At 69.1% G+C, this 19092-nt stretch carries 18 protein-coding genes; 4 read left to right on the forward strand and 14 right to left on the reverse strand.

Going from position 1 to position 19092, the window contains the following annotated elements; all coding sequences use genetic code 11:
* Positions 1-19 precede the first annotated feature (19 nt).
* Positions 20-1498 carry a carboxyl transferase domain-containing protein gene (locus G6N23_RS16215; protein ID WP_085258994.1) on the forward strand — a complete coding sequence of 493 codons (1479 nt, stop codon included), beginning with the start codon at positions 20-22 and terminating at the stop codon, positions 1496-1498.
* Here G6N23_RS16215 and G6N23_RS16220 read toward each other — a convergent pair.
* From G6N23_RS16220 to G6N23_RS16230, 3 genes are all read right to left on the reverse strand, one after another.
* The gene (locus G6N23_RS16220) at positions 1495-2346 is read right to left on the reverse strand and encodes a DMT family transporter (RefSeq protein ID WP_109560172.1); all 852 of its coding nucleotides are present in this window, start codon (positions 2344-2346) and stop codon (positions 1495-1497) included. The two genes, G6N23_RS16215 and G6N23_RS16220, sit on opposite strands and share 4 nt — an antisense overlap.
* 127 nt (positions 2347-2473) lie before the next feature.
* On the reverse strand, positions 2474-4234 hold the full coding sequence (locus G6N23_RS16225) for an ABC transporter ATP-binding protein (RefSeq protein ID WP_234808455.1): 1761 nt from the start codon (positions 4232-4234) through the stop codon (positions 2474-2476).
* A complete protein-coding gene (locus tag G6N23_RS16230) occupies positions 4231-5943 on the reverse strand; it encodes an ABC transporter ATP-binding protein (RefSeq protein WP_234808457.1) in 1713 nt (570 codons plus the stop codon). Before G6N23_RS16230 ends, G6N23_RS16225 begins: the two co-directional genes overlap by 4 nt.
* 147 nt (positions 5944-6090) lie before the next feature.
* Here G6N23_RS16230 and prrA point away from each other — a divergent pair, with 147 nt between their 5' ends.
* Entirely contained in the window at positions 6091-6801 is a 711-nt protein-coding gene (prrA, locus tag G6N23_RS16235; protein WP_085258991.1) for a two-component system response regulator PrrA, read from the forward strand.
* Between the two features lie 17 nt (positions 6802-6818).
* The gene (locus G6N23_RS16240; protein WP_085259025.1) at positions 6819-8153 is read left to right on the forward strand and encodes a sensor histidine kinase; all 1335 of its coding nucleotides are present in this window, start codon (positions 6819-6821) and stop codon (positions 8151-8153) included.
* Positions 8154-8168: 15 nt separating this feature from the next.
* Here G6N23_RS16240 and arfC read toward each other — a convergent pair whose 3' ends face one another.
* The 8 genes from arfC to pdxH form a co-directional block, all read right to left on the reverse strand.
* Complete coding sequence (gene arfC / locus G6N23_RS16245) at positions 8169-8513, reverse strand: channel accessory protein ArfC, sunset domain variant (protein ID WP_085258990.1); 345 nt, start codon at positions 8511-8513, stop codon at positions 8169-8171.
* Positions 8513-8665 (reverse strand): channel accessory protein ArfB, encoded by a 153-nt coding sequence (gene arfB, locus G6N23_RS21470; protein ID WP_095173734.1) that lies wholly within the window; start codon positions 8663-8665, stop codon positions 8513-8515. Before arfB ends, arfC begins: the two co-directional genes overlap by 1 nt.
* Before the next feature lie 13 nt (positions 8666-8678).
* Positions 8679-9749: a channel-forming protein ArfA/OmpATb gene (arfA, locus tag G6N23_RS16250; RefSeq protein WP_235653469.1), complete on the reverse strand. Its 1071-nt coding sequence runs from the start codon at positions 9747-9749 to the stop codon at positions 8679-8681.
* A gap of 102 nt (positions 9750-9851) precedes the next feature.
* On the reverse strand, positions 9852-10325 hold the full coding sequence (gene arfA / locus G6N23_RS16255; protein WP_085258989.1) for a channel-forming protein ArfA/OmpATb: 474 nt from the start codon (positions 10323-10325) through the stop codon (positions 9852-9854).
* A complete protein-coding gene (locus G6N23_RS16260) occupies positions 10326-10694 on the reverse strand; it encodes an FKBP-type peptidyl-prolyl cis-trans isomerase (protein WP_085258988.1) in 369 nt (122 codons plus the stop codon).
* A 5-nt stretch (positions 10695-10699) separates the two neighbouring features.
* On the reverse strand, positions 10700-11995 hold the full coding sequence (locus G6N23_RS16265) for a citrate synthase (RefSeq protein ID WP_085258987.1): 1296 nt from the start codon (positions 11993-11995) through the stop codon (positions 10700-10702).
* Positions 11996-12103: 108 nt separating this feature from the next.
* Positions 12104-13375, reverse strand: a complete 1272-nt coding sequence (locus tag G6N23_RS16270) for an MFS transporter (protein ID WP_085258986.1) — start codon at positions 13373-13375, stop codon at positions 12104-12106.
* Positions 13376-13392: 17 nt separating this feature from the next.
* Positions 13393-14052 (reverse strand): pyridoxamine 5'-phosphate oxidase, encoded by a 660-nt coding sequence (pdxH, locus tag G6N23_RS16275; RefSeq protein WP_264069866.1) that lies wholly within the window; start codon positions 14050-14052, stop codon positions 13393-13395.
* An 85-nt stretch (positions 14053-14137) separates the two neighbouring features.
* Between pdxH and G6N23_RS16280 the strand changes: the two genes are divergently transcribed.
* Positions 14138-15259 (forward strand): citrate synthase 2, encoded by a 1122-nt coding sequence (locus tag G6N23_RS16280; protein ID WP_085258985.1) that lies wholly within the window; start codon positions 14138-14140, stop codon positions 15257-15259.
* 63 nt (positions 15260-15322) lie between these two features.
* Here G6N23_RS16280 and G6N23_RS16285 read toward each other — a convergent pair whose 3' ends face one another.
* Genes G6N23_RS16285 through G6N23_RS16295 form a run of 3 tightly spaced genes read right to left on the reverse strand, consistent with a single transcriptional unit; the run spans position 15323 to position 18968 of the window.
* Positions 15323-16225 (reverse strand): class I SAM-dependent methyltransferase, encoded by a 903-nt coding sequence (locus G6N23_RS16285; RefSeq protein ID WP_085258984.1) that lies wholly within the window; start codon positions 16223-16225, stop codon positions 15323-15325.
* 44 nt (positions 16226-16269) lie between these two features.
* Positions 16270-17970, reverse strand: coding sequence for an FAD-dependent oxidoreductase (locus G6N23_RS16290; RefSeq protein ID WP_085258983.1), 1701 nt, complete (start codon positions 17968-17970; stop codon positions 16270-16272).
* 20 nt (positions 17971-17990) lie between these two features.
* A complete protein-coding gene (locus tag G6N23_RS16295; protein WP_234808453.1) occupies positions 17991-18968 on the reverse strand; it encodes an AurF N-oxygenase family protein in 978 nt (325 codons plus the stop codon).
* Positions 18969-19092 lie beyond the last annotated feature (124 nt).

Here is a 19092-nt window from a genome sequence, read left to right on the forward strand (position 1 = left end):
AGCCTATTAGCCTCGTGCTGTGAGCCGGACCGGGGCCGACGAACTGCGCGACGCGGTACTGGACAGCGGATCGTTCATCAGCTGGGATGACGAGCCGCTGGTGGTACCGGTCAGTTCCGGTTACGCCGCCGAGCTGGCCGCCGCCCGGGCCGCCACCGGCCGCGACGAGGCGGTCATCACCGGCGAAGGCCGAATCAACGGGCGGCGGGTCGCGGTGATCGCCAGCGACTTCGATTTCCTGGCCGGCTCGATCGGGGTGGCGGCCGCCGAGCGGATCACCTCGGCGATCCAGCGCGCCACCGCCGAGGGCTTGCCCCTGCTGGCGTCACCGAGCTCGGGCGGCACCCGGATGCAAGAGGGCACCGTCGCATTCCTGCAGATGGTGAAGATCGCCGCCGCCGTCGAGCTGCACAAGCGCGCCCACCTGCCCTATCTGGTCTACCTGCGCCATCCCACCACCGGCGGGGTGTTCGCCTCGTGGGGTTCGCTCGGGCACATCACCCTGGCCGAGCCCGGAGCGCTGGTGGGCTTCCTGGGACCGCGGGTCTACGAGCAGCTCTACGGCGCCCCGTTCCCGCCGGGCGTTCAGACCGCCGAGAATCTGCAAGCCCACGGGGTGATCGACGGCGTGATCCCGGTGAAGTGGCTGCGCCGCACCTGCGCGCGGGCGCTCAAGGTGATCCTCGACGAACCCGGCCCCGCGCCGGCGCGACCCCCCGTCGAACCGATTCCCGACGTCCCGGCGTGGAACTCGGTGTGTGCGTCGCGGCGCCCCGAGCGGCCGGGCGCGGGATTTCTGCTGCGGCACGGCGCCACCGAGCGGGTCTTTCTGTCCGGCACCGGCAGCGCCGAACGCGGCGCCACCATGTTGCTGGCGTTGGCCCGCTTCGGTGGCCAGCCCGCGGTGGTGCTGGGGCAGCTGCGCGGCCCGGATCGGCTGACCGACCCGGTTGCGCTGAGAGACGCTCGCCGCGGCATGGCGCTGGCGGCGGGCCTGCGGCTGCCGCTGGTGCTGGCCATCGACACGCCGGGGCCGGCACTGTCGGTGGAGGCCGAACAGGGCGGGCTGGCAGGGCAGATCGCGGCCTGCTTGGCCGAGCTCGTCACGCTGGAGGTGCCGACCGTGTCGGTACTGCTCGGCCAGGGCAGCGGCGGCCCCGCGTTGGCGATGGTGCCGGCGGATCGGGTGCTGGCGGCGCGGCACGGCTGGCTGGCGCCGCTGCCCCCGGAGGGCGCCAGCGCCATCGTGTTCCGCGACACGCAGCACGCCCCCGAACTGTCGGCGGCGCAGGGCATCCGGTCGGTGGATCTGCAGGCCCACGGCGTCGTCGACGTGATCGTGGCCGAGCGCCCCGATGCCGCCGACGAGCCGATCGACTTCGCCAAGCGGATGTCGGCGGCCATCGCCGTGGAGCTCGACGCGTTGCGGCGAGTGCCGGCCGAGCAGCGGATGGCAGCCCGCTTGCGGCGCTACCGCCGCATCGGGCTGCCGGGTTAGCCGGTGATCATCCCCACCGCCACCGCGGCCAGCACCATTCCGGCGACCTGACGGGGACGCACCCGCTCCCGCAGTACGGTCACCGCCAACACCACGGTGGCGGCGGGATACAGCGAGATCAGCACGCTGGCCAGCGACAGCAGCGACAGCTGCAGCGCGAACAGCATCGTGACGTTGGCGGCGGTGTCCAGCAATGCGATCACCAGCGCCAGCCGTAGCGGCGTCCCCGTCGGCAGCCGCAGATTACGGCTGGCCGCCGCGACCACGATCACCAGCACCGTGGCGGCCCCGCGCGCGAACAGCAGGGGCCACAATCCGGCTTCCGGCGGGGTGCGGTCCAAGAACACGAAGTTCAACCCCAGGGCCACCCCCGAGGCGATCGTCAGCCAGATCGCTCCGCGGGTCAGCCGCTGCCGGTTACCGCCGTCTCCGGCGTGCCAGCTGATCAACACCACGGCGGCCAATGCCACCGCGATGCCCGCACTGGCGAGCATGCCGGGCCGCTCCCCCAGCACCCGTCCGATGCACACCGGCACGCTGGCATCCACCACCGCCGCCAGCGGCGAGACCACCGAGATCGGGCCGGCCGCCATCGCCGCGTAGAACCACCAGATACCCAGGGCCTGGCTGAGCCCGCCGAGCACGCCGAGCATGACGGCGCCCGGCGTGATGTGGCCGCCGCCGATCATCGCGAGTGCTCCCAGCATCACCATCGAGACCGGGGTGGACACCAGCACCACCCGCAGCGCGGCAACCCGCCGCGACGCGACGCCGCCGACGAAGTCGCTGATCCCGAAACTGGTGGCTGACGCCAACGCCAACCCCTGGGCGGCCGGCGAGCCGATCACCCCGCAACCTTGGCGTCAGACGTGTCCATCACGGCGAGAAGTGTAAGCGCGCAGCGGTGTCCGTCCCGCGGCCCTGGCCACCGCCAACAGGGCGTTTGCACGCCGTTTCATGAGAATTCGGCTGCGTTTAAGCCAGCGATCGCTGCCAGGCCTCGTGCAGGGCGGCGTAATGGCCCTCCGCGCGGATCAGCTCGGCAGGCGGTCCGTCTTCGACGACGGCCCCGCCTTCGATCACCAGCACCCGGTCGGCGATCTCGACCGTCGAGAGGCGGTGGGCGATCACCAGGGCGGTCCGGTGCACCAGCACGCTGCGCAGCGCCTGCTGCACCATCCGCTCGCCGGGGATGTCCAACGCCGATGTGGCCTCGTCGAGGATCAGCACGGCCGGGTCGGCGAGGAACGCGCGGGCGAAGGCGACCAGCTGCCGCTGTCCCGCCGAGAGCCGGCCGCCGCGCTTGGCGACGTCGGTGCCATAACCGTCGGGCAATCCGGCGATGAACGCCTCGGCGCCCACGCTCTTCGCGGCGGCGACCACCTGCGCGTCGGTCGCCTCGGGACGGCCGAAGCGGATGTTGTCGGCCAGCGTTCCGGAGAACAGAAAATTCTCCTGGGTGACCATCACCACGTGGCGGCGCAGCTCCGCCTGGGTGACGTGACGCAAGTCGACGCCGTCGAGCGTCACCGATCCCGACGTCGGGTCATAGAAGCGGGCGATCAGCTTGGCGATGGTCGTCTTGCCGGCACCGGTGCTGCCGACCAGCGCCACGGTCTGGCCGGCCGGGATACTCAGCGACAACCCCTCAAGCACCGGCGCATCGGCGGAGTAGCCGAAACACACGTCCCGCAGGGCGATCTCGCCGCGCACCGCACCGGGGGCGGCCGGGGTGTCCGGGTCGGCGACCGCGGGCGTCTCGGCGAGCACCCCGGCCAGCTTCTGCAGCGCCGCCGTCGCCGAGGAGAAGGTGTTGAGGAATTGGGTGATCTCCTGCATCGGTTCGAAGAACATCCGCAGGTAGAGCAGGAACGCGGTGAAGGTCCCGATCGTCATGTGCCCGTGCAGGACTCGCCAGCCTCCGTAGAGCAGCACCACCCCGGTGGTCAGGTTGCCGACCAGTTTGACCCCGGGGCTGAAGACGGCGACCAGTTTGAACGCCTTCTCATTGACGACCCGGTAGCGGTCGGCGACGCCCGCGAAGATCTGCTGGTTGCGCGCTTCCCGGCGGTAGGCCTGCACCGCCTTGATCCCGGTCATGGTCTCGACGAACTGCACGATGACCCGCGCGGCGTGCTCCCGGACCGCGGTGTAGGTCTTCGACGACTCGGCCCGGAACCAGCGCAGCAACGCCAACAGCACCGGGAAGGCGGCCAGGCACATCAGGCCCAGCCGCCAATCCAGCACGATCAGCAGCACCGCCGTGCCCCCCAGCGTCAGCGCGGCGCTGACCAGGCTGTCGAACCCGCTGGTCAGCATCTCTTGGATCGCGTCGATGTCGTTGGTCAGCCGGCTGACCACCCGACCCGAGGTGTAGCGATCGTGAAAGCCGACGTCGAGGCGCTGGAAGTGACGGAACACCCGCCGGCGCAGCTCCAGCAGCACCCGCTGGCCGATCCGTCCCGACCACTGCAGGAACAGCAGCCGGCTGCCGGCCTGGGTGAGCACGACGGCCCCCAGCGCGACGACGATCACCGTCAGCACCCGGGTCGAGCCGTCGGCGGCGATAGGTGGGATTCCGCGGTCGATACCGCGCTGGGCCAGAACCGGAACAGCAAGGCGGGCAGCGTTTTCCACTACGACGATCAATGCCAGCAGTATGACCGCGACGCGGTAGGGGCGCAGCAGCGACCACAGCAGGGCGCGCGCGGCCGCCCGGTCGGCATCGGCCGTCACCGCTGTGCCCAGTCGACGAGGTGTTCGGCGCCGTCGTCGAGCTCGTCGTCGGCGGCCAGCAGGTAGCGGTACCGCGGCACCGTGGCCAGCAGTTCGGCGTGGGTACCGACCGCGCTGATGCCGCCACCCTCGAGCAACGCCACCCGGTCGGCCAGCGCCACGGTGGAGGCCCGGTTGGCCACCACGATCGCGGTGATCGGCTCCGGCCCGTCACGCAACACCCCGCGCAGCGCGTCGGTCACGGCGGCTTCGGTGTGCACGTCCAGCGCCGACAAGGTGTCGTCGAGCACCAGAATCGTCGGTGTGGCCAGCAGGGCCCGGGCCAGCGACAGCCGCTGACGCTGCCCTCCCGAGAGACTCATCCCCTGCTCACCGATCCGGGTGTCGAGCCCGAACGGCAGGTCATAGACGAAATCCGCCGAAGCCGTCGACAGGGCGCGGGCCAGCTCCGCATCGCTCGCGTCCGGCCGGCCGAGCCGCAGATTCTCCGCCACCGACATGGAGAACAGCGTCGGGTCGTCGAAGGCGGTGATCACCGCCGAACGCAGCGCCGTCAGGGTCAGCGAACGGATGTCACGTCCGCCGATGAGGATCTGCCCCTCGGAGACGTCGTAGAGCCGCGACAGCAGCATCGCCAGCACCGTCTTTCCCGATCCGGTGGCGCCCACCAGGGCGACGGTCTCGCCGGGTTCGACGGTGAGGTCGACGCCGCGCAGCACCCACGGGCCATCCGAATCCGAATCGCCGAAGCGGAAGCCGACGTCGCGCAGCTCCAGTCGCCCCGACGGCGGCACCGGATCGTCCCCGTCGGTGATCTCGAGGGGCGCATCGAAGATCTCGGTGATCCGGTCGGCGGCGGTCATCGCCTCCTGGGTGGCCGACAGCAGGAAGCCCAGCGACGACACCGGCCAGACCAGCGACAGCATCAAGGTGATGAACGCGACCAGGGTGCCCATCGTGACCTGATGGTGGCCGGCCGCGAACGCGCCGATCGCCAGCACCACGATCAGCGTGAGGTTGGGGATCACCTCCAGCAGCGTCCAGAACCTCGACGACACCGTCACCTTGTCGATGCCCAGGTCGCGCAGGGTCTTGGCCTGGGTGTCGAAGTTCGCGAAGACGTAATCCTCGCGGCCGAACGCCTTGATGGTGCGCAGGCCCAGCGCCGACTCCTCGACAACGGTGGCCACCTGACCGGCCTGGTCCTGCGCGCGGCGCGACAGCCGGGTGTACTGGCGCCGGAAGTGCTGCACCACCAGCGTCACCGGCACCATCGACACGCAGGCCACCACCCCGAGCGGCCAGTACAGCAGCAGCAGAATGGTCGTCACCGCCACGATCTGCAACGTGTTGAGCACCAGGAACACCAGCACGAACGACAGGAACCGCCGGATGGTCGCCAGGTCGTTCATGATCCGCGACAGCAGCTGCCCGGACTGCCAGCGACCGTGAAACGTCATCGGCAACACCTGCAGCCGGGCGTAGAGATCCTTGCGGAGATCGGCTTCGACACCCATGGTGGCGTGCGCGACCAGCCAGCGCCGCACCAACCACAGCACCGCCTCGCCGACCCCGAGCGCGGCGGCCGCCGTCCCCAGCAGCCACAGTCCGCGCTGGTCACGGTGGGCTACCGGCCCGTCGATGACGGCCTTGGTCATCAGCGGGATCGCCACGGTGGCGCCGAGGCTGACGACGGCGACCGTGATCATGGTGATCCACCTGGCCCGGTAGGGCCGCAGGTACGGCAGCAAATTGCGCAGCGCGGAGGCCGGATTCACCCAATCGACCCTAGAACGAAGTCACCGCCCCGCGGCGCATCCCGCGCTTAGCCGCGACATTCAGGCAAAATGGCGGCCATGAACAACCCCGCCAACGCCGCTGCCGCCCCTCGGGTACTGGTGGTCGACGACGACTCCGATGTGCTCGCCTCCCTGGAACGCGGACTGCGCCTGTCCGGTTTCGAGGTGGCCACGGCGGCCGACGGCGCCGAGGCGTTGCGCAGCGCCAAGGAGACCCGCCCGGACGCGATCGTGCTCGACATCAACATGCCGGTGCTGGACGGCGTCAGCGTGGTGACGGCGCTGCGGGCGATGGGCGACGACGTGCCGGTCTGTGTGCTGTCCGCCCGCAGTTCGGTCGACGACCGGGTCGCCGGCCTGGAGGCCGGCGCCGACGATTACCTGGTCAAGCCGTTCGTGCTCGCCGAACTGGTGGCCCGGGTGCGCGCGATGCTGCGGCGGCGCGGGTCTTCGGCCAGCTCGTCGTCGGAGACCATCACCGTCGGCCCGCTGGAGGTCGACATCCCGGGCCGGCGCGCCCGGGTCAAGGGCGTCGACGTGGACCTGACCAAGCGGGAGTTCGACCTGTTGGCGGTGCTCGCCGAGCACAAGACCGCGGTGTTGTCGCGCGCCCAGCTGCTCGAACTGGTCTGGGGTTACGACTTCGCCGCCGACACCAACGTCGTCGACGTGTTCATCGGCTACCTGCGGCGCAAGCTGGAAGCCGGCGGTGCCCCCCGGCTGCTGCACACCGTTCGCGGCGTCGGATTCGTCCTGCGCACGCAGTGAGGACCACCATGAACGTCATGAACGCGCTGCGGCGCCTCTTCGCTCGCACGCCGTCGCTGCGGACCCGGGTGGTGCTGGCGACCGCGATCGGCACCGCGATCGTGACGGTCATCATCGGTGCCATCGTGTGGGTCGGGATCACCAACGACCGCAAGTACTGGCTGGACCGCAGACTCGACGAGGCGGCCGGTCTGACAGTGCCGCTGATCGGCCTGGGCGAACTGCCCCGATCGGCCGGTGCCACCGATGCCGTGATCACCCTGCGCCGGGTAGGTGAGGTGACGTCGAACTCCGCGGTGGTACTGCCGCAGCTCGAGCCGGGGTACGCCGACACCGAGATCGACGGGGTGCTCTACCGGGTCCGGACCGTCGACATCCCGGGTCCCGGGCCGCGGTCGCTGGCGGTCGGCGCCACCTACGACGCCACCGTCGCCGACACCAACAACCTGCACCGCCGGGTGCTGCTGCTGTGCACGTTCGCGATCGGCGCCGCCGCGGTGCTGGGCTGGCTGCTGGCCGCGTTCGCGGTGCGGCCGTTGCGGCGGCTGGCCCAGCAGGCCCGGTCGATCGACGCCGGCGACGAGCGACCGGAGATCGAGGTGCGCGGCGCCAGCGAGGCCGTGGAGATCGCCGAGGCGATGCGCGGCATGCTGCAGCGGATCTGGACCGAGCAGGACCGCACCAAGGAGGCGCTGGCGTCGGCACGCGACTTCGCCGCGGTGTCCTCGCACGAGCTGCGCACCCCGCTGACCGCGATGCGCACCAATCTGGAGGTGCTGACCACCCTGGATCTGCCCGACGACCAGCGCAAGGAAGTCCTCAACGACGTAGTCCGGACCCAGACGCGGATCGAGGCCACGCTGTCCGCACTGGAGCGGCTGGCCCAGGGGGAATTGTCCACGGCCGACGACCAGGTTCCCGTCGACATCACCGAGTTGCTCGACCGGGCCGCCCACGACGCGATGCGGGTCTTCCCCGATTTGAATGTCTCGCTGGCACCCTCGCCGACCTGCATCATCGTCGGGTTGCCGGCCGGGCTGCGGCTGGCGGTGGACAACGCGATCGCCAACGCGGTCAAGCACGGCGGCGCGACCCAGGTGCAGCTGTCGGCGGTCACCTCCCGTGCCGGTGTCGAGATCGCCATCGACGACAACGGCGCCGGGGTTCCCGAGGAGGAGCGCCGAATGGTCTTCGAGCGGTTCTCCCGCGGGTCGACGGCATCGCATTCGGGCTCCGGACTCGGGCTGGCCCTGGTGGCGCAGCAGGCCGGACTGCACGGCGGCACGGCATCGCTGGAGGACAGCCCGATGGGCGGGGTACGGCTGATGTTGCGGCTACCGCCGCCGCGCTGACCGCGCAGTCGCCTATTACGTGCCGCGAGCGTCCCAGCGGGTGAAGCCGGCCGCCTCGGCCGTCTGCTCGTCGATGAACCACACCTCGGCGATGGTCTGCCCGTAGCTGGGGCTCTCCGGGCCGTGGTAGAGCATCGAGTCCTCGTTGCCTTTGATCGTCCAGCCCGCCGGGCCGCTGCCGCCTGCGCCGGCCCGCGCCGAGCCTTCGCCGTAGGGTGCACCGCCGGCCGGGAGCACGGTGGTCTCGGCCTCGGCCGACACCGGAATCTCGCGTGTGACCCACCGGATGGCGAAGGCGAATGTCAGCAGCAGCCCCAGCCCGAAAGACAAGCACATCAACCAGCAATTGGCGCCGTGCATCAGTTCGCCCCCATCTCACGTGAGTCGGGCATTGCCGCAATGGCGTCTTGTCGGCTGGTGCGACGAATCGACACGATGGTGAGTAACCAGGCGACCGCTGAACCCGCCACGAAGGCCAGCAGATACCACAGCCACTGAACAACGAAATCCATTCGATACTCTCCCTTAGCTCACGGTGATGGCGACACGACGGTTCTGGGCGCGGCCTTCCGGTGTCGCGTTGCCGGCGACCGGGTCAGCCGATCCGAACCCTTTGACGGTGACGCTGTTCGCGGGCACGCCCTGCGCCACCAGGAAGTCGGCGACCGCCTTGGCCCGGCTGGTGCTGAGGGGGACGTTGATGCCGTCGTTGCCGGTGTTGTCGGTGTAGCCGCTGACCGCCACATGTGCTCTGCGGCAACCCTTCAGCCTCTCCGCGACCCGGCTCAGTTGCTGCCGGGTGGCCGGCGACAGGGCCTGGCCATTGGTCACGAACGTGACGGGAATGCTCATCAGGGCGGTGATGTCGGCTTGCAGGTCGACGCAGTCACCGGCCGGGGCCGGCGTGGGCGTGTTGGCCGGATTCCGAGAAGCGCTGGGCGACAACGGACTCGGAGACCGAGATGCCGGGACCTCCGGGGCGCTCGGTGACGCCGGTGCACTCGGCGCCTCCACTGCGTCGGGCAGGACCAGAATATTGTTGGACAACTCCAGGTTTGGCCAAGCCGCCTTCGCGGCCGCCTCGACGGCGGACTTGACCGCGCCGGAAGCGGCGGTACCGATCAGCGTGACGGTGTCGCCGTTGATTTTGAATTTGAAGTCCGGCATGGTCACCGCGGCCCGGAACACCGATATCAAGGCGGCGGAGTCGGGCACGGCGACGCCCGGTTTGATGTTGAGGTTGTCGACCAGTTCGACATCGCTGCCGTAGACGCCCGTGAGCATATCGAGCAGCCATGTCCGCGTTGCGATGTCGGGCAGGTCACCGTTGAGGGTGATGACATTGCCGTTACGCAGAACCGCCAACGGGGCGAACGACAATCCCGGTGTGCTCACACTCGGCGCCGAAAGCGATGGAACGGCGACGCGGTTTGCGGTGATGTCGAGTTTCGAGCGATCCGCCATTCCGACGCCGATCAGCGTCAGTAGCAAGGGAATTGCCGCCAGGGCCAAAAGCCAACCGCCACCGGGAGGTCGACGGTAAAAGCGCGATACCTTGCGCCAGGCCGTCACGGTCGGGTTTTCGGAGCCTGGCATGGATCCTCCTTGAAGATCGAAAAAGATTCTCGGTGTCCAGGACACGGCGAGTGTATGAGCTTCCGATCAGGCGATGGAGGAATTCACTCTAATTTCGTGCGCTTATCGCGGCGACGGCGAGCTGATCACAAACTCGTCGACGATGTCGGCTCGCGGCCAGGCGTCCTTCGCCGCCTCCTCGACGGAGGCCGCCTCTGCCGCCCTGGCCGCGGTGCCTGCCAGCGTCACGGTGTCGCCGGCGACGCTCAACGCGAAATCGCTTATCACCGCAGCAGCTTCGAACACCGGAGCCGACACCAAGAAGTCCGGTGTTGTGACACCCGGCGCCAGACCGAGCCGGTCGATGACGGTGACATCGTCGGTCGAGGTGATCACCGCGTCCAACAGCGCCCGTTTGGCCACCGGGTCCGCCACATCTCCGGTCAGGGTGATCTCGTTGCCGCGGCGGATGACCGAGACCGGCACCGGCGCCGCGGCGCCGGGATCACTGCCCTCGGGCGAACCTTCGCGCAACCCACAGCCGGTCGCGCCGAGCAGCACCGCGACCAGCGCGGCCGCGGCCAGCCAGGCGCGCACTCAGCGGGTGCCGAGCAGATCGATCATGAAGACCAGGGTCTTGCCGGCCAGTTGGTGTCCGGTGCCGGCCGGTCCGTAGGCCAGCTCGGGCGGGATCACCAATTGGCGCCGGCCGCCCACCTTCATCCCCGGGATGCCGTCCTGCCAGCCCGCGATGAGCCCGTCGAGCGGAAACTCCAGGGACTCCCCGCGGTTCCAGGAGCTGTCGAACTCCGCACCGGTGTCGTAGTCGACGCCCAGGTAGTGGACGTTGACAAGGGCACCGGGGGCGGCCTGAGCGCCGTCTCCGACCACGATGTCCTCGATGACCAGTTCGGTCGGGGGCGGGCCGCTCGGGACCGTGATCTGGGGCTTGGCCGGGTTCGTCATGGCGGTTACCGCCCGCCGATGGTGACGTAGTCGCGTTCGGTGTAGCCGGTGTAGAGCTGGCGCGGCCGGCCGATCTTGGAGTCGCCCTCGTCGTGCATCTCGCGCCAGTGTGCGATCCACCCGGGCAGCCGGCCCAGCGCGAACAACACGGTGAACATCCGGGCCGGGAAGCCGATCGCCCGGTAGATCAGGCCGGTGTAGAAGTCGACGTTGGGGTAGAGCTTGCGCTCGATGAAGTAGTCGTCGGTCAGCGCGGCCTCTTCGAGGTCCTTGGCGATGTTGAGCAGTTCGTCGTCGCCGCCGAGCTTGCCGAGGATCTTGTCGGCCTGCTCCTTGACGATGCGCGCCCGCGGGTCGTAGTTCTTGTAGACCCGGTGCCCGAAGCCCATCAGCTTGACGCCGTCCTCGCGGTCCTTGACCTTGCGGACGAAGTCGCCGACGTTGCCGTGCTGGTCGCGGATCTTCTCCAGCATCTCCAGCACCGCCTGGTTCGCGCCGCCGTGCAGCGGGCCCCACAGCGCGTTGATGCCACCGGAGATCGAGGTGAACAGGTTGGCCCGCGACGAGCCGACCAGCCGCACCGTCGACGTCGAGCAGTTCTGCTCGTGGTCGGCGTGCAAGATGAACAGCATGTCGAGTGCCCGGACCACCTCGGGGTCGACCTCGTAGGGCTCGGCCGGCAGACCGAAGGTCATCCGCAGGAAGTTCTCCACCAGGGACAGCGAGTTGTCCGGGTACAGGAACGGCTGCCCCTCGGACTTCTTGAAGGCATAGGCGGCGATGGTGGGCAGTTTGCCCAGCAGCCGGATGGTCGAGACCTCGACCTGCTCGTTGTCGGAGGGGTCCAGCGAGTCCTGGTAGTAGGCGGAGAGCGCGTTGACCACGCTGGACAGCACCGGCATCGGGTGGGCGTTGCGCGGGAAGCCGTCGAAGAACCGCTTGAGGTCCTCGTGCAGCATGGTGTGCCGCTGGATCTTGCCGGTGAACGTCGCCAGCTGTTCGGCGGTGGGCAGTTCGCCGTAGATCAGCAGGTAGCTGACCTCGATGAAGGTGGACTTCTCGGCGAGCTGCTCGATCGGGTAGCCGCGGTAGCGCAGGATGCCGGCATCGCCGTCGATGTAGGTGATGGCGCTCTTGACGGGCGAGGTGTTGGCGTAGCCGTTGTCGAAGGTGGTGTAGCCGGTCTTGGCGAGCAGCGAGCCGATGGCCAGGCTGTCGGACCCCTCGGTGGCGTGGACGATCGGCAGCTCCAGCTCGCCACCCGGGTACTTCAGGGTGGCGGTTTCGTCGGTTGCGGCCACAGGGAACCCCTTTGCGCTATTCGGCTAACGAGTCGATTGGGTGTGTATAGGAAAAGGTAGTCGGTTCAGGGCCGGCGTGCCCGCCCGGGGCCGGGTATCGCGGCACGCTCATGGCGCCTCCGCCGGTCCCGGCCGACGGTAGCCGATGAAAGCCGGCGCCACCAGGGCAGCGAGCAGCACTCCGACGATGACCAGCACCCCGCCCCCGGCCGCCGCGGCGGCCGTGCCCACCGCCGCTCCGGCCGCGCCGTGCACGGCGTCGGCGAGTCGTGGGCCACCGGCGACGATCACGGTGAACACCCCCTGCAGCCGGCCCCGCATCTCATCGGAGGCGACCTGCTGCAGGATCGTGGAACGGAACGCCGCCGACACCATGTCGGCGGCGCCGCCGACCGCCAGGAACGCCAGCGCCACCCACAGCACGCGACCCGCATGGCCGTCCGCGCGCGCGACCGCCAGCCCGAAGCCGGCCATCGCCGCGCCCCAGACCGCGATCGAGACGACGATCGCCAGCCCCTGACGGGTGATCCGCGGCAGCCAGCCCGAAAACACCCCGCCTGCCACCGCCCCGACCGCCATCGCCGCGGCCAGCAGCGCCATCGTGGTGCCGCCCTCGACCGGCCCGCCGAAGTCCGCGGCGGCGATCTGCGGAAACAACGCCCTGGGCAGACCCAGCACCATCGCGATCACATCCACCACGAACGACATCAGCACCACGGTGTTGCCGGCCAGAAAGCGAAATCCGTCCAGCACCGCCGCCACCCCGAAACGGGAGCCGTCGGGCGAACCCGCGGGCGGCATCGGGACCAGCCGGAACGTCGCCCAGATGGGGAAGATGCAGGTCAGCGCATCGATCAGGTACAGGGTGGACAGGTCCACCCAGCCGAGCAGCAACCCGGCCAGCAGCGGCCCGACGATCGCCCCGAACTGCATCACGGTCATGTTCAGCGAATTGGCGGCGGGCAGGTCACCGCCGGCCACCAGCCGCGGAATCGCCGCGGATCGGGTGGGCGCGTTGATCGCGTAGAAGGCCTGTTGTACCGACAACAGGCACAGCACCATCCAGACCCCGCCGCCGAGCACCGCCTGCACCCAGAGCAGCAGCGATGCCAACCCCAGTCCGCAGGAGGCGATGATCAGCAGTGTCCGGCGGTCCATCGCATCGGCCCAGGCGCCGCCCAGCAGCCCGAAGACCACCAGCGGCACCAGCGCGAACAGTCCCGCCAGCCCGACGTAGGCCGAACTGCCGGTCAGCGCGTAGATCTGGACCGGCACCGCGAAGATCGTCAGGTTCGCGCCGATGACGGTCGGGATCCCGGCCACCCACAGCCGCCGGAAGTCCGGGCTGCGCAACGGGGTGGTGTCGGCGAACAGTCTCACGCCAGCCGGGTCCGGGCTCAGGGCTGCAGACGCTCGATGCGTCCGCCGCTCACCCGAATCCGGTTGTGCAACCGGCCTTCCCGGCCCTGCCAGAACTCCACCACCTCAGCAGCGAGGACGTACCCGGCCCAGTTGGGTGCGACCGGGACCTGTTCGGCGTCGGCGAATCGTTCGGTCACCTCGACGAGCTGGCCGAGCAACGCCGCGCGCGAGGCGATCGGCGCCGACTGCTGCGACGCCCAGAAACCCAGCTGCGACGCCCGGGGCCGGTGCACCCAGTACTCGGCGGGGATCGCGGCGTCGGTCTTGGTGACCCGGCCGCGGATGTGGACCTGGCGGCCCAGCTGGTACCAGGGAAACGTCGCCGAGGCGTACGGTGTCGCGGCCAACTGGGCGGCCTTGGCCGAACCGTCATCGGTGAAGAAGGTGACGCCGTTTTCGTCGAGGTTCTTGCACAACACCGAACGGCTGACCGGTCTGCCGTCCTCGACCGTGGCCAGCACCATGGCGTTGGGCTCGGCGATCCCGGCGCGTTCGGCGTCGCCGATCCAGTTGCGCAGCAAAACCTCCCAGCCGTCCTCGAGCCAGTCCACGTCGAGGTCGCCGCAGTTGTCCTTCTCCCGGTATTCCACTCGCATCGCCGCCAGGTGCTCGTTGTCGGGGCCCGTCCTGTGCACCGCATAACGCTACGCCCCGGCGCGTCCCGGTCGGCCTTACCGGCCGGTAGCAACCGCCGGGGACCCGAGTGGAAGAATCGGACACATGACCGCTGCAGTCCCGGAGAACTTCGTAGCTGGCCTGGAGGGCACGGTGGCCTTCACCACCGAGATCGCCGAACCGGACAAGGACGGCGGCGCACTGCGCTACCGCGGCGTCGACATCGAGGACCTGGCCTCCCACGTCAGCTTCGGCGACGTGTGGGCCCTGCTGGTCGACGGCGACTTCAATCGCCCGCTGGCACCGGCCGAGGCACAAGAACTGTCGGTGCGCACCGGTGATGTGCGGGTCGACGCCCAGGCCGCGGTGGCGATGCTGGCGCCGCAGTGGGGCTTCAAGCCGCTGCTGGACACCGACGACGCCACCGCCCGTGACCAGTTGGCGCGCGCGGCGGTGATGGTGCTGTCCTACGTCGCGCAGTCGGCACGCGGCTCGCAGCCGCCGGTGCCGCAGTCGGAGATCGACGGCTGCGCCACCATCACCGAACGGTTCATGACCCGCTGGCGCGGCGAACCCGACCCCCGCCACACCGAGGCGATCGACGCCTACTGGGTGTCGGCGGCCGAGCACGGGATGAACGCCTCGACGTTCACCGCCCGGGTGATCGCCTCCACCGGTGCCGATGTCGGTGCGGCGCTGTCCGGCGCGATCGGGGCGATGAGCGGCCCGCTGCACGGCGGCGCCCCGGCCCGGGTGATCCCGATGATCGCCGAGGCCGAGGATTCCGGCGACGCCCGCGCGGTGGTCAAGGGCATCCTGGACCGCAACGAGAAGCTGATGGGCTTCGGGCATCGGGTGTACCGCGCCGAGGACCCGCGCGCCCGGGTGCTGCGCGCCACCGCACAGCGACTGGCCGCGCCCCGCTACGAGGTGGCTGCGGCGCTGGAGCAGGCGGCACTGACCGAACTGCGGGAGCGCCGGCCCGACCGCGCCATCGAGACCAACGTCGAATTCTGGGCGGCGGTGATCCTGGACTTCGCCGAGGTGCCCCCGGCGATGATGCCGGCGATGTTCACCTGCGGACGCACCGCGGGCTGGTGCGCGCACATCATGGAGCAGAAGCGGCTGGGCAAGCTGGTGCGCCCCTCGGCGATCTATGTCGGACCCGGGCCGCGCAGCGCGGCCTCGGTCGCCGGCTGGGACAAGCTGGCCCACCCTGTGGCCTAGCGGGCGCGATCTCGTCGCCGGTCCGCCGGACCGGGCCATGGGGACGCCCGGAAACCCGGCTCGCTAGTCGGGGGCCGTCTTGAGCACGCGCTCGGCGGTCAACACGCCGAGCCAGTCATCGGTTGAGCACCACGGTTGTCCATTCGGTGCATATCGCTCAGCGAGGTCGGTGGTTCGGGCATGGTCGCGGACGACGAAACCGCTGTCGCCGAGAGCGTGCGTGAGTTCGGTCAACGACAAGGCGGTGAGCCAGGGCTCACCACGACGGCGCACCAGTCGGGCGGTGCGGCGCGCACCGACGAGACGATGCCTTCCCGTGACTGTCTCGGGGTCACCGAAGTCGGTCACCAGAAGACTTCCAGCAGAACAGATTCCGGCAAGGTCCGCCAAGGTCTGATCGATCGCGGGACGGGTGAGGTAGACGGAGACCCCGATCCAGACGACCACACACGGCCTTGCCGAGTCGAAACCGGCCTGATCGAGACGCTCGGTCAGGCGGTCACTTTCGAAATCGCATGAGACCCAACGGACCTCCGGTCCGACGGAACGGTTGGCGCGCGCGAGCAGGAGTTGTTTTTCCTGCTGGGTGGTTGGTGCGTCGACCTCGAAGATCGCCGGACCGGAACCGGCACCGGTGATGCGCAGACTGGTGGTGTCAAACCCGGCTCCCAGTAGCACGATCTGATCGATACCCGTCGAAATAGCCTGCTGGAGCACAGCATCGGCGTAGCGGACCCGAAGGACGATGTAGACATGCAAACCCGGCAGATAGCTGTCGAGAGCACGCAGCCACGTCCTCGCGATAACCGGCCTGGCCAACAGCGGTGCGTATCCGCCGGCGAACACCGCCGAGTCGGGATCGTCGAGCAACCTGCGATGAGGCGGTTGGAGAGATTCAGCAGCACGCTCGAGCGCGCACGTCTGCGCAGTCAGACTGGCATCGCGTTCCAATCGGCGGCGAGGCACCGCTTCACGATACGACAGCCGGCCGGAACCGGGCCGCCGGTCGGTCAGCGCCGGCGCAGCGCGCCGAGCAGATTCTGCAGCAACGGCACGTCGGAGTAGTCCTCCACCTGCTCGAGCATGTCCGGGACCCGGGTGAACTTCACCCGGGGCCGATCCTGCGCGTCGCCGCGGGCGATCTCGGCGGAGTCGATGGCCTTCCAGCCGGCGGCGTCGATCACCTCGGGCTGACGAGCGTGCACCATCCGCGCCACCGCGCGCGGCCCGCCGATCGGCTCGCTCAACTGCCCGGCGTTGTAGTCGGCGACCAGGCCCTGGATCGTCTTGAGCGAGTCGGACTTGTTGGTGCCGATGAAGCCGTTGGTGCCACGCTTGATCCACCCCGAGACGTACGCGCCCGGAACCGGCTGCCCGGTGGCCGGGTCGATGACGCGGCCGCCCTCGTTCGGAACGACACCGGCGGCGTCGTCGAAGGGCAGGTCGGCGATCGGGGTGCCGTGGTAGCCGATCGAGGTCAGCACCAGGCCGGCGTCGAGCCGGCGGACCTCGTCGGTGCCGGTCACCGTGAATTCGACTGCGGCGGCACGGTTCTCGCCGATCACCCGAGCCGGGGTCAGCTGGTAGGCGAACCGGATGCGGGGCCGGGTAGGTTGCGCCGAGGCGCTGTCGACACTGCCCAGCTTGGCCAGGATCTCCAGCTTCTGCCGGGTGAAGTCGTCGCGCACCGTGGCCAGGTCGTTACGGACCCGGGCGTGGTCCTCGGCGTCGAGCACCACGTCGGCGGTCTGGGTCAGGCCGACCAGTTCGGGCAGGGTGAACGCGGAGTCGACCGGCCCGCGGCGGGCGGCGATCACCACTTCCTGCACGCGGGAATCGCGCAGCACCGCCAGGGCATGATCGGCGATGTCGGTGCCTGCCAGCTTGTCGGGATCGGAGGTGAGGATGCGGGCCACGTCGAGTGCCACGTTGCCGTTGCCAACGATCACCACCCGCTCATGGCTGAGATCGACCGGCTGATCGGCGAAGTCGGGATGCCCGTTGTACCAGCCGACCAGCTCGGTGGCGGTCCCGGTGCCGGCCAGGTCCATGCCGTCGATCTCGAGCCGGCGGTCGTGCAGCGCGCCGGAGGCGTACAGCACGGCATGGTGATACTCCAGCAGGTCGGCATGGCTCAGGTGCTTGCCGACCTCGACATTGAGGAAGAAGTTGAAGCCCCGCCGCCGGGAGATCTCGTCGAAGAGCCGGGTGACCAGCTTGGTGCGCTGGTGATCCGGGGCGACTCCGGCACGCACCAGCCCGTAGGGGGTGGGCAACTTTTCGAACACGTTGACCAGCACGCCGGGCTGGGTCAGCAGTTCGTCGGCGGCGTACATGGCCGCCGGGCCGGAGCCGACGATGGCCACCGTCAGCGGATGCCTGCCGCGCCTGTGCACTTCGGCGGCCGGCAGGATCGGCGCCAGCTTGGACGTCGGCGGCAGCTTCACGCCCTCGGGGCGCTTGGGGTAGTACGACTTGTTGATCTCGATGAACGGCAGCTGCTCGGCCGGCAGCTGAGTGTCCGGGTAGATCGCGCCGACCGGGCAGGCCCGGACGCAGGCGCCGCAGTCGACACAGGCGTCCGGGTCGATGTAGAGCATCTCCGAGGTGGCGAAGTCCGGTTCATCCGGGCTGGGATGGATGCAGTAGACCGGGCAGGCGAAAACACAAGACGCGTCGTTACAGCATGCCTGGCTGATGACGTGCGGCATGAGGCGGCGGGTCCGGCGACTTACGCGACGCGCGACAGGTGCGCGCGCTGCGGCTGGGCCCGGAAGCGCGACGGTGCCCCGTTGATCCGGCACATCCGCCACACCAGCTTGGCAACCGGGTTCATCAGACCGGTGTCGTGGCAGAGCATCCGCACGTCGGCGAACATGTCCGACAGCATCCGCCGGGCGTCGGCCGAGCCGAAGAACACGTCCTTGCGCACCGAGCGGGGAATGTCGAACTCCACCCAGAACGCCTTCGGCGGAACGACGATCGCCGAGCAGAGGATCCGCATGGTGACCGGCACGAACAGCGAGAGCCAGAATCGCTTGCGGCGCGGCAGGTGCGGGATCCGTTTGTTGAGGTATTCGTGCGCGAAGGAGATGTGCCGCGCCTCTTCGGCGACGTGGATCGCCATCACCTTCTCCATGATCGGGTGCAGCGTCTTGCCCTCGCGCAGGATGTCCTTCTGAATGTGGTCGATGGGCTCTTCGCCGGCGAGGATGCCGAACCAGAACGGGATCGGCAGCGGCCCGGCGACCAGCGGGATGAACGCCGCCAGCCACTTGAGGAACCGCGGCATGCCGGGAACGTCGGCGCCGATGTGGTTCACCATCTCCTGGAACATCAGGGTGTGGTTGCACTCCTCGACCGACTCGTGCAGGCAGTACCGGTACTCCGGTGAGCCGTTGGGCACCCAGAACGCGTAGTTGAGCAGGCCGCGGATCAGGATGGACTCGAAGTGCAGGCCGACCTTGGCCACGTTGGCCTGACGCCACATGCCGATCTTGATCTGGCGGTCTTCGGGCTGCGCCTGGTACCAGGCGTGCTTGCCCAGCGGGTCGGTGGCCGGCAGGATCCACCGCGGGTCATTCTCGGTGACCTTGAATTCCGGGCTGTCCCAGTCGATGTCGACGTACGGGTTGAAGTGCCGACGCACGGAGCCTTCCGACAGGGTGTTGAGCATGTCGACGTACTGGGTGTCGTCGGAGACTTCCATGTTCGCCCGCCACCGCCGCACCATGCGGGTTCGAGCCGGTTTTTGAGCCGTTTTCTGAGCCATCGGAGACACCCCACTGACGTTTACATTTGGCCTTCTTATGTACAACGGTACCGCAGGTATC

Source organism: Mycolicibacter terrae (assembly GCF_010727125.1).
GTDB classification, from domain to species: Bacteria; Actinomycetota; Actinomycetes; order Mycobacteriales; family Mycobacteriaceae; genus Mycobacterium; species Mycobacterium terrae.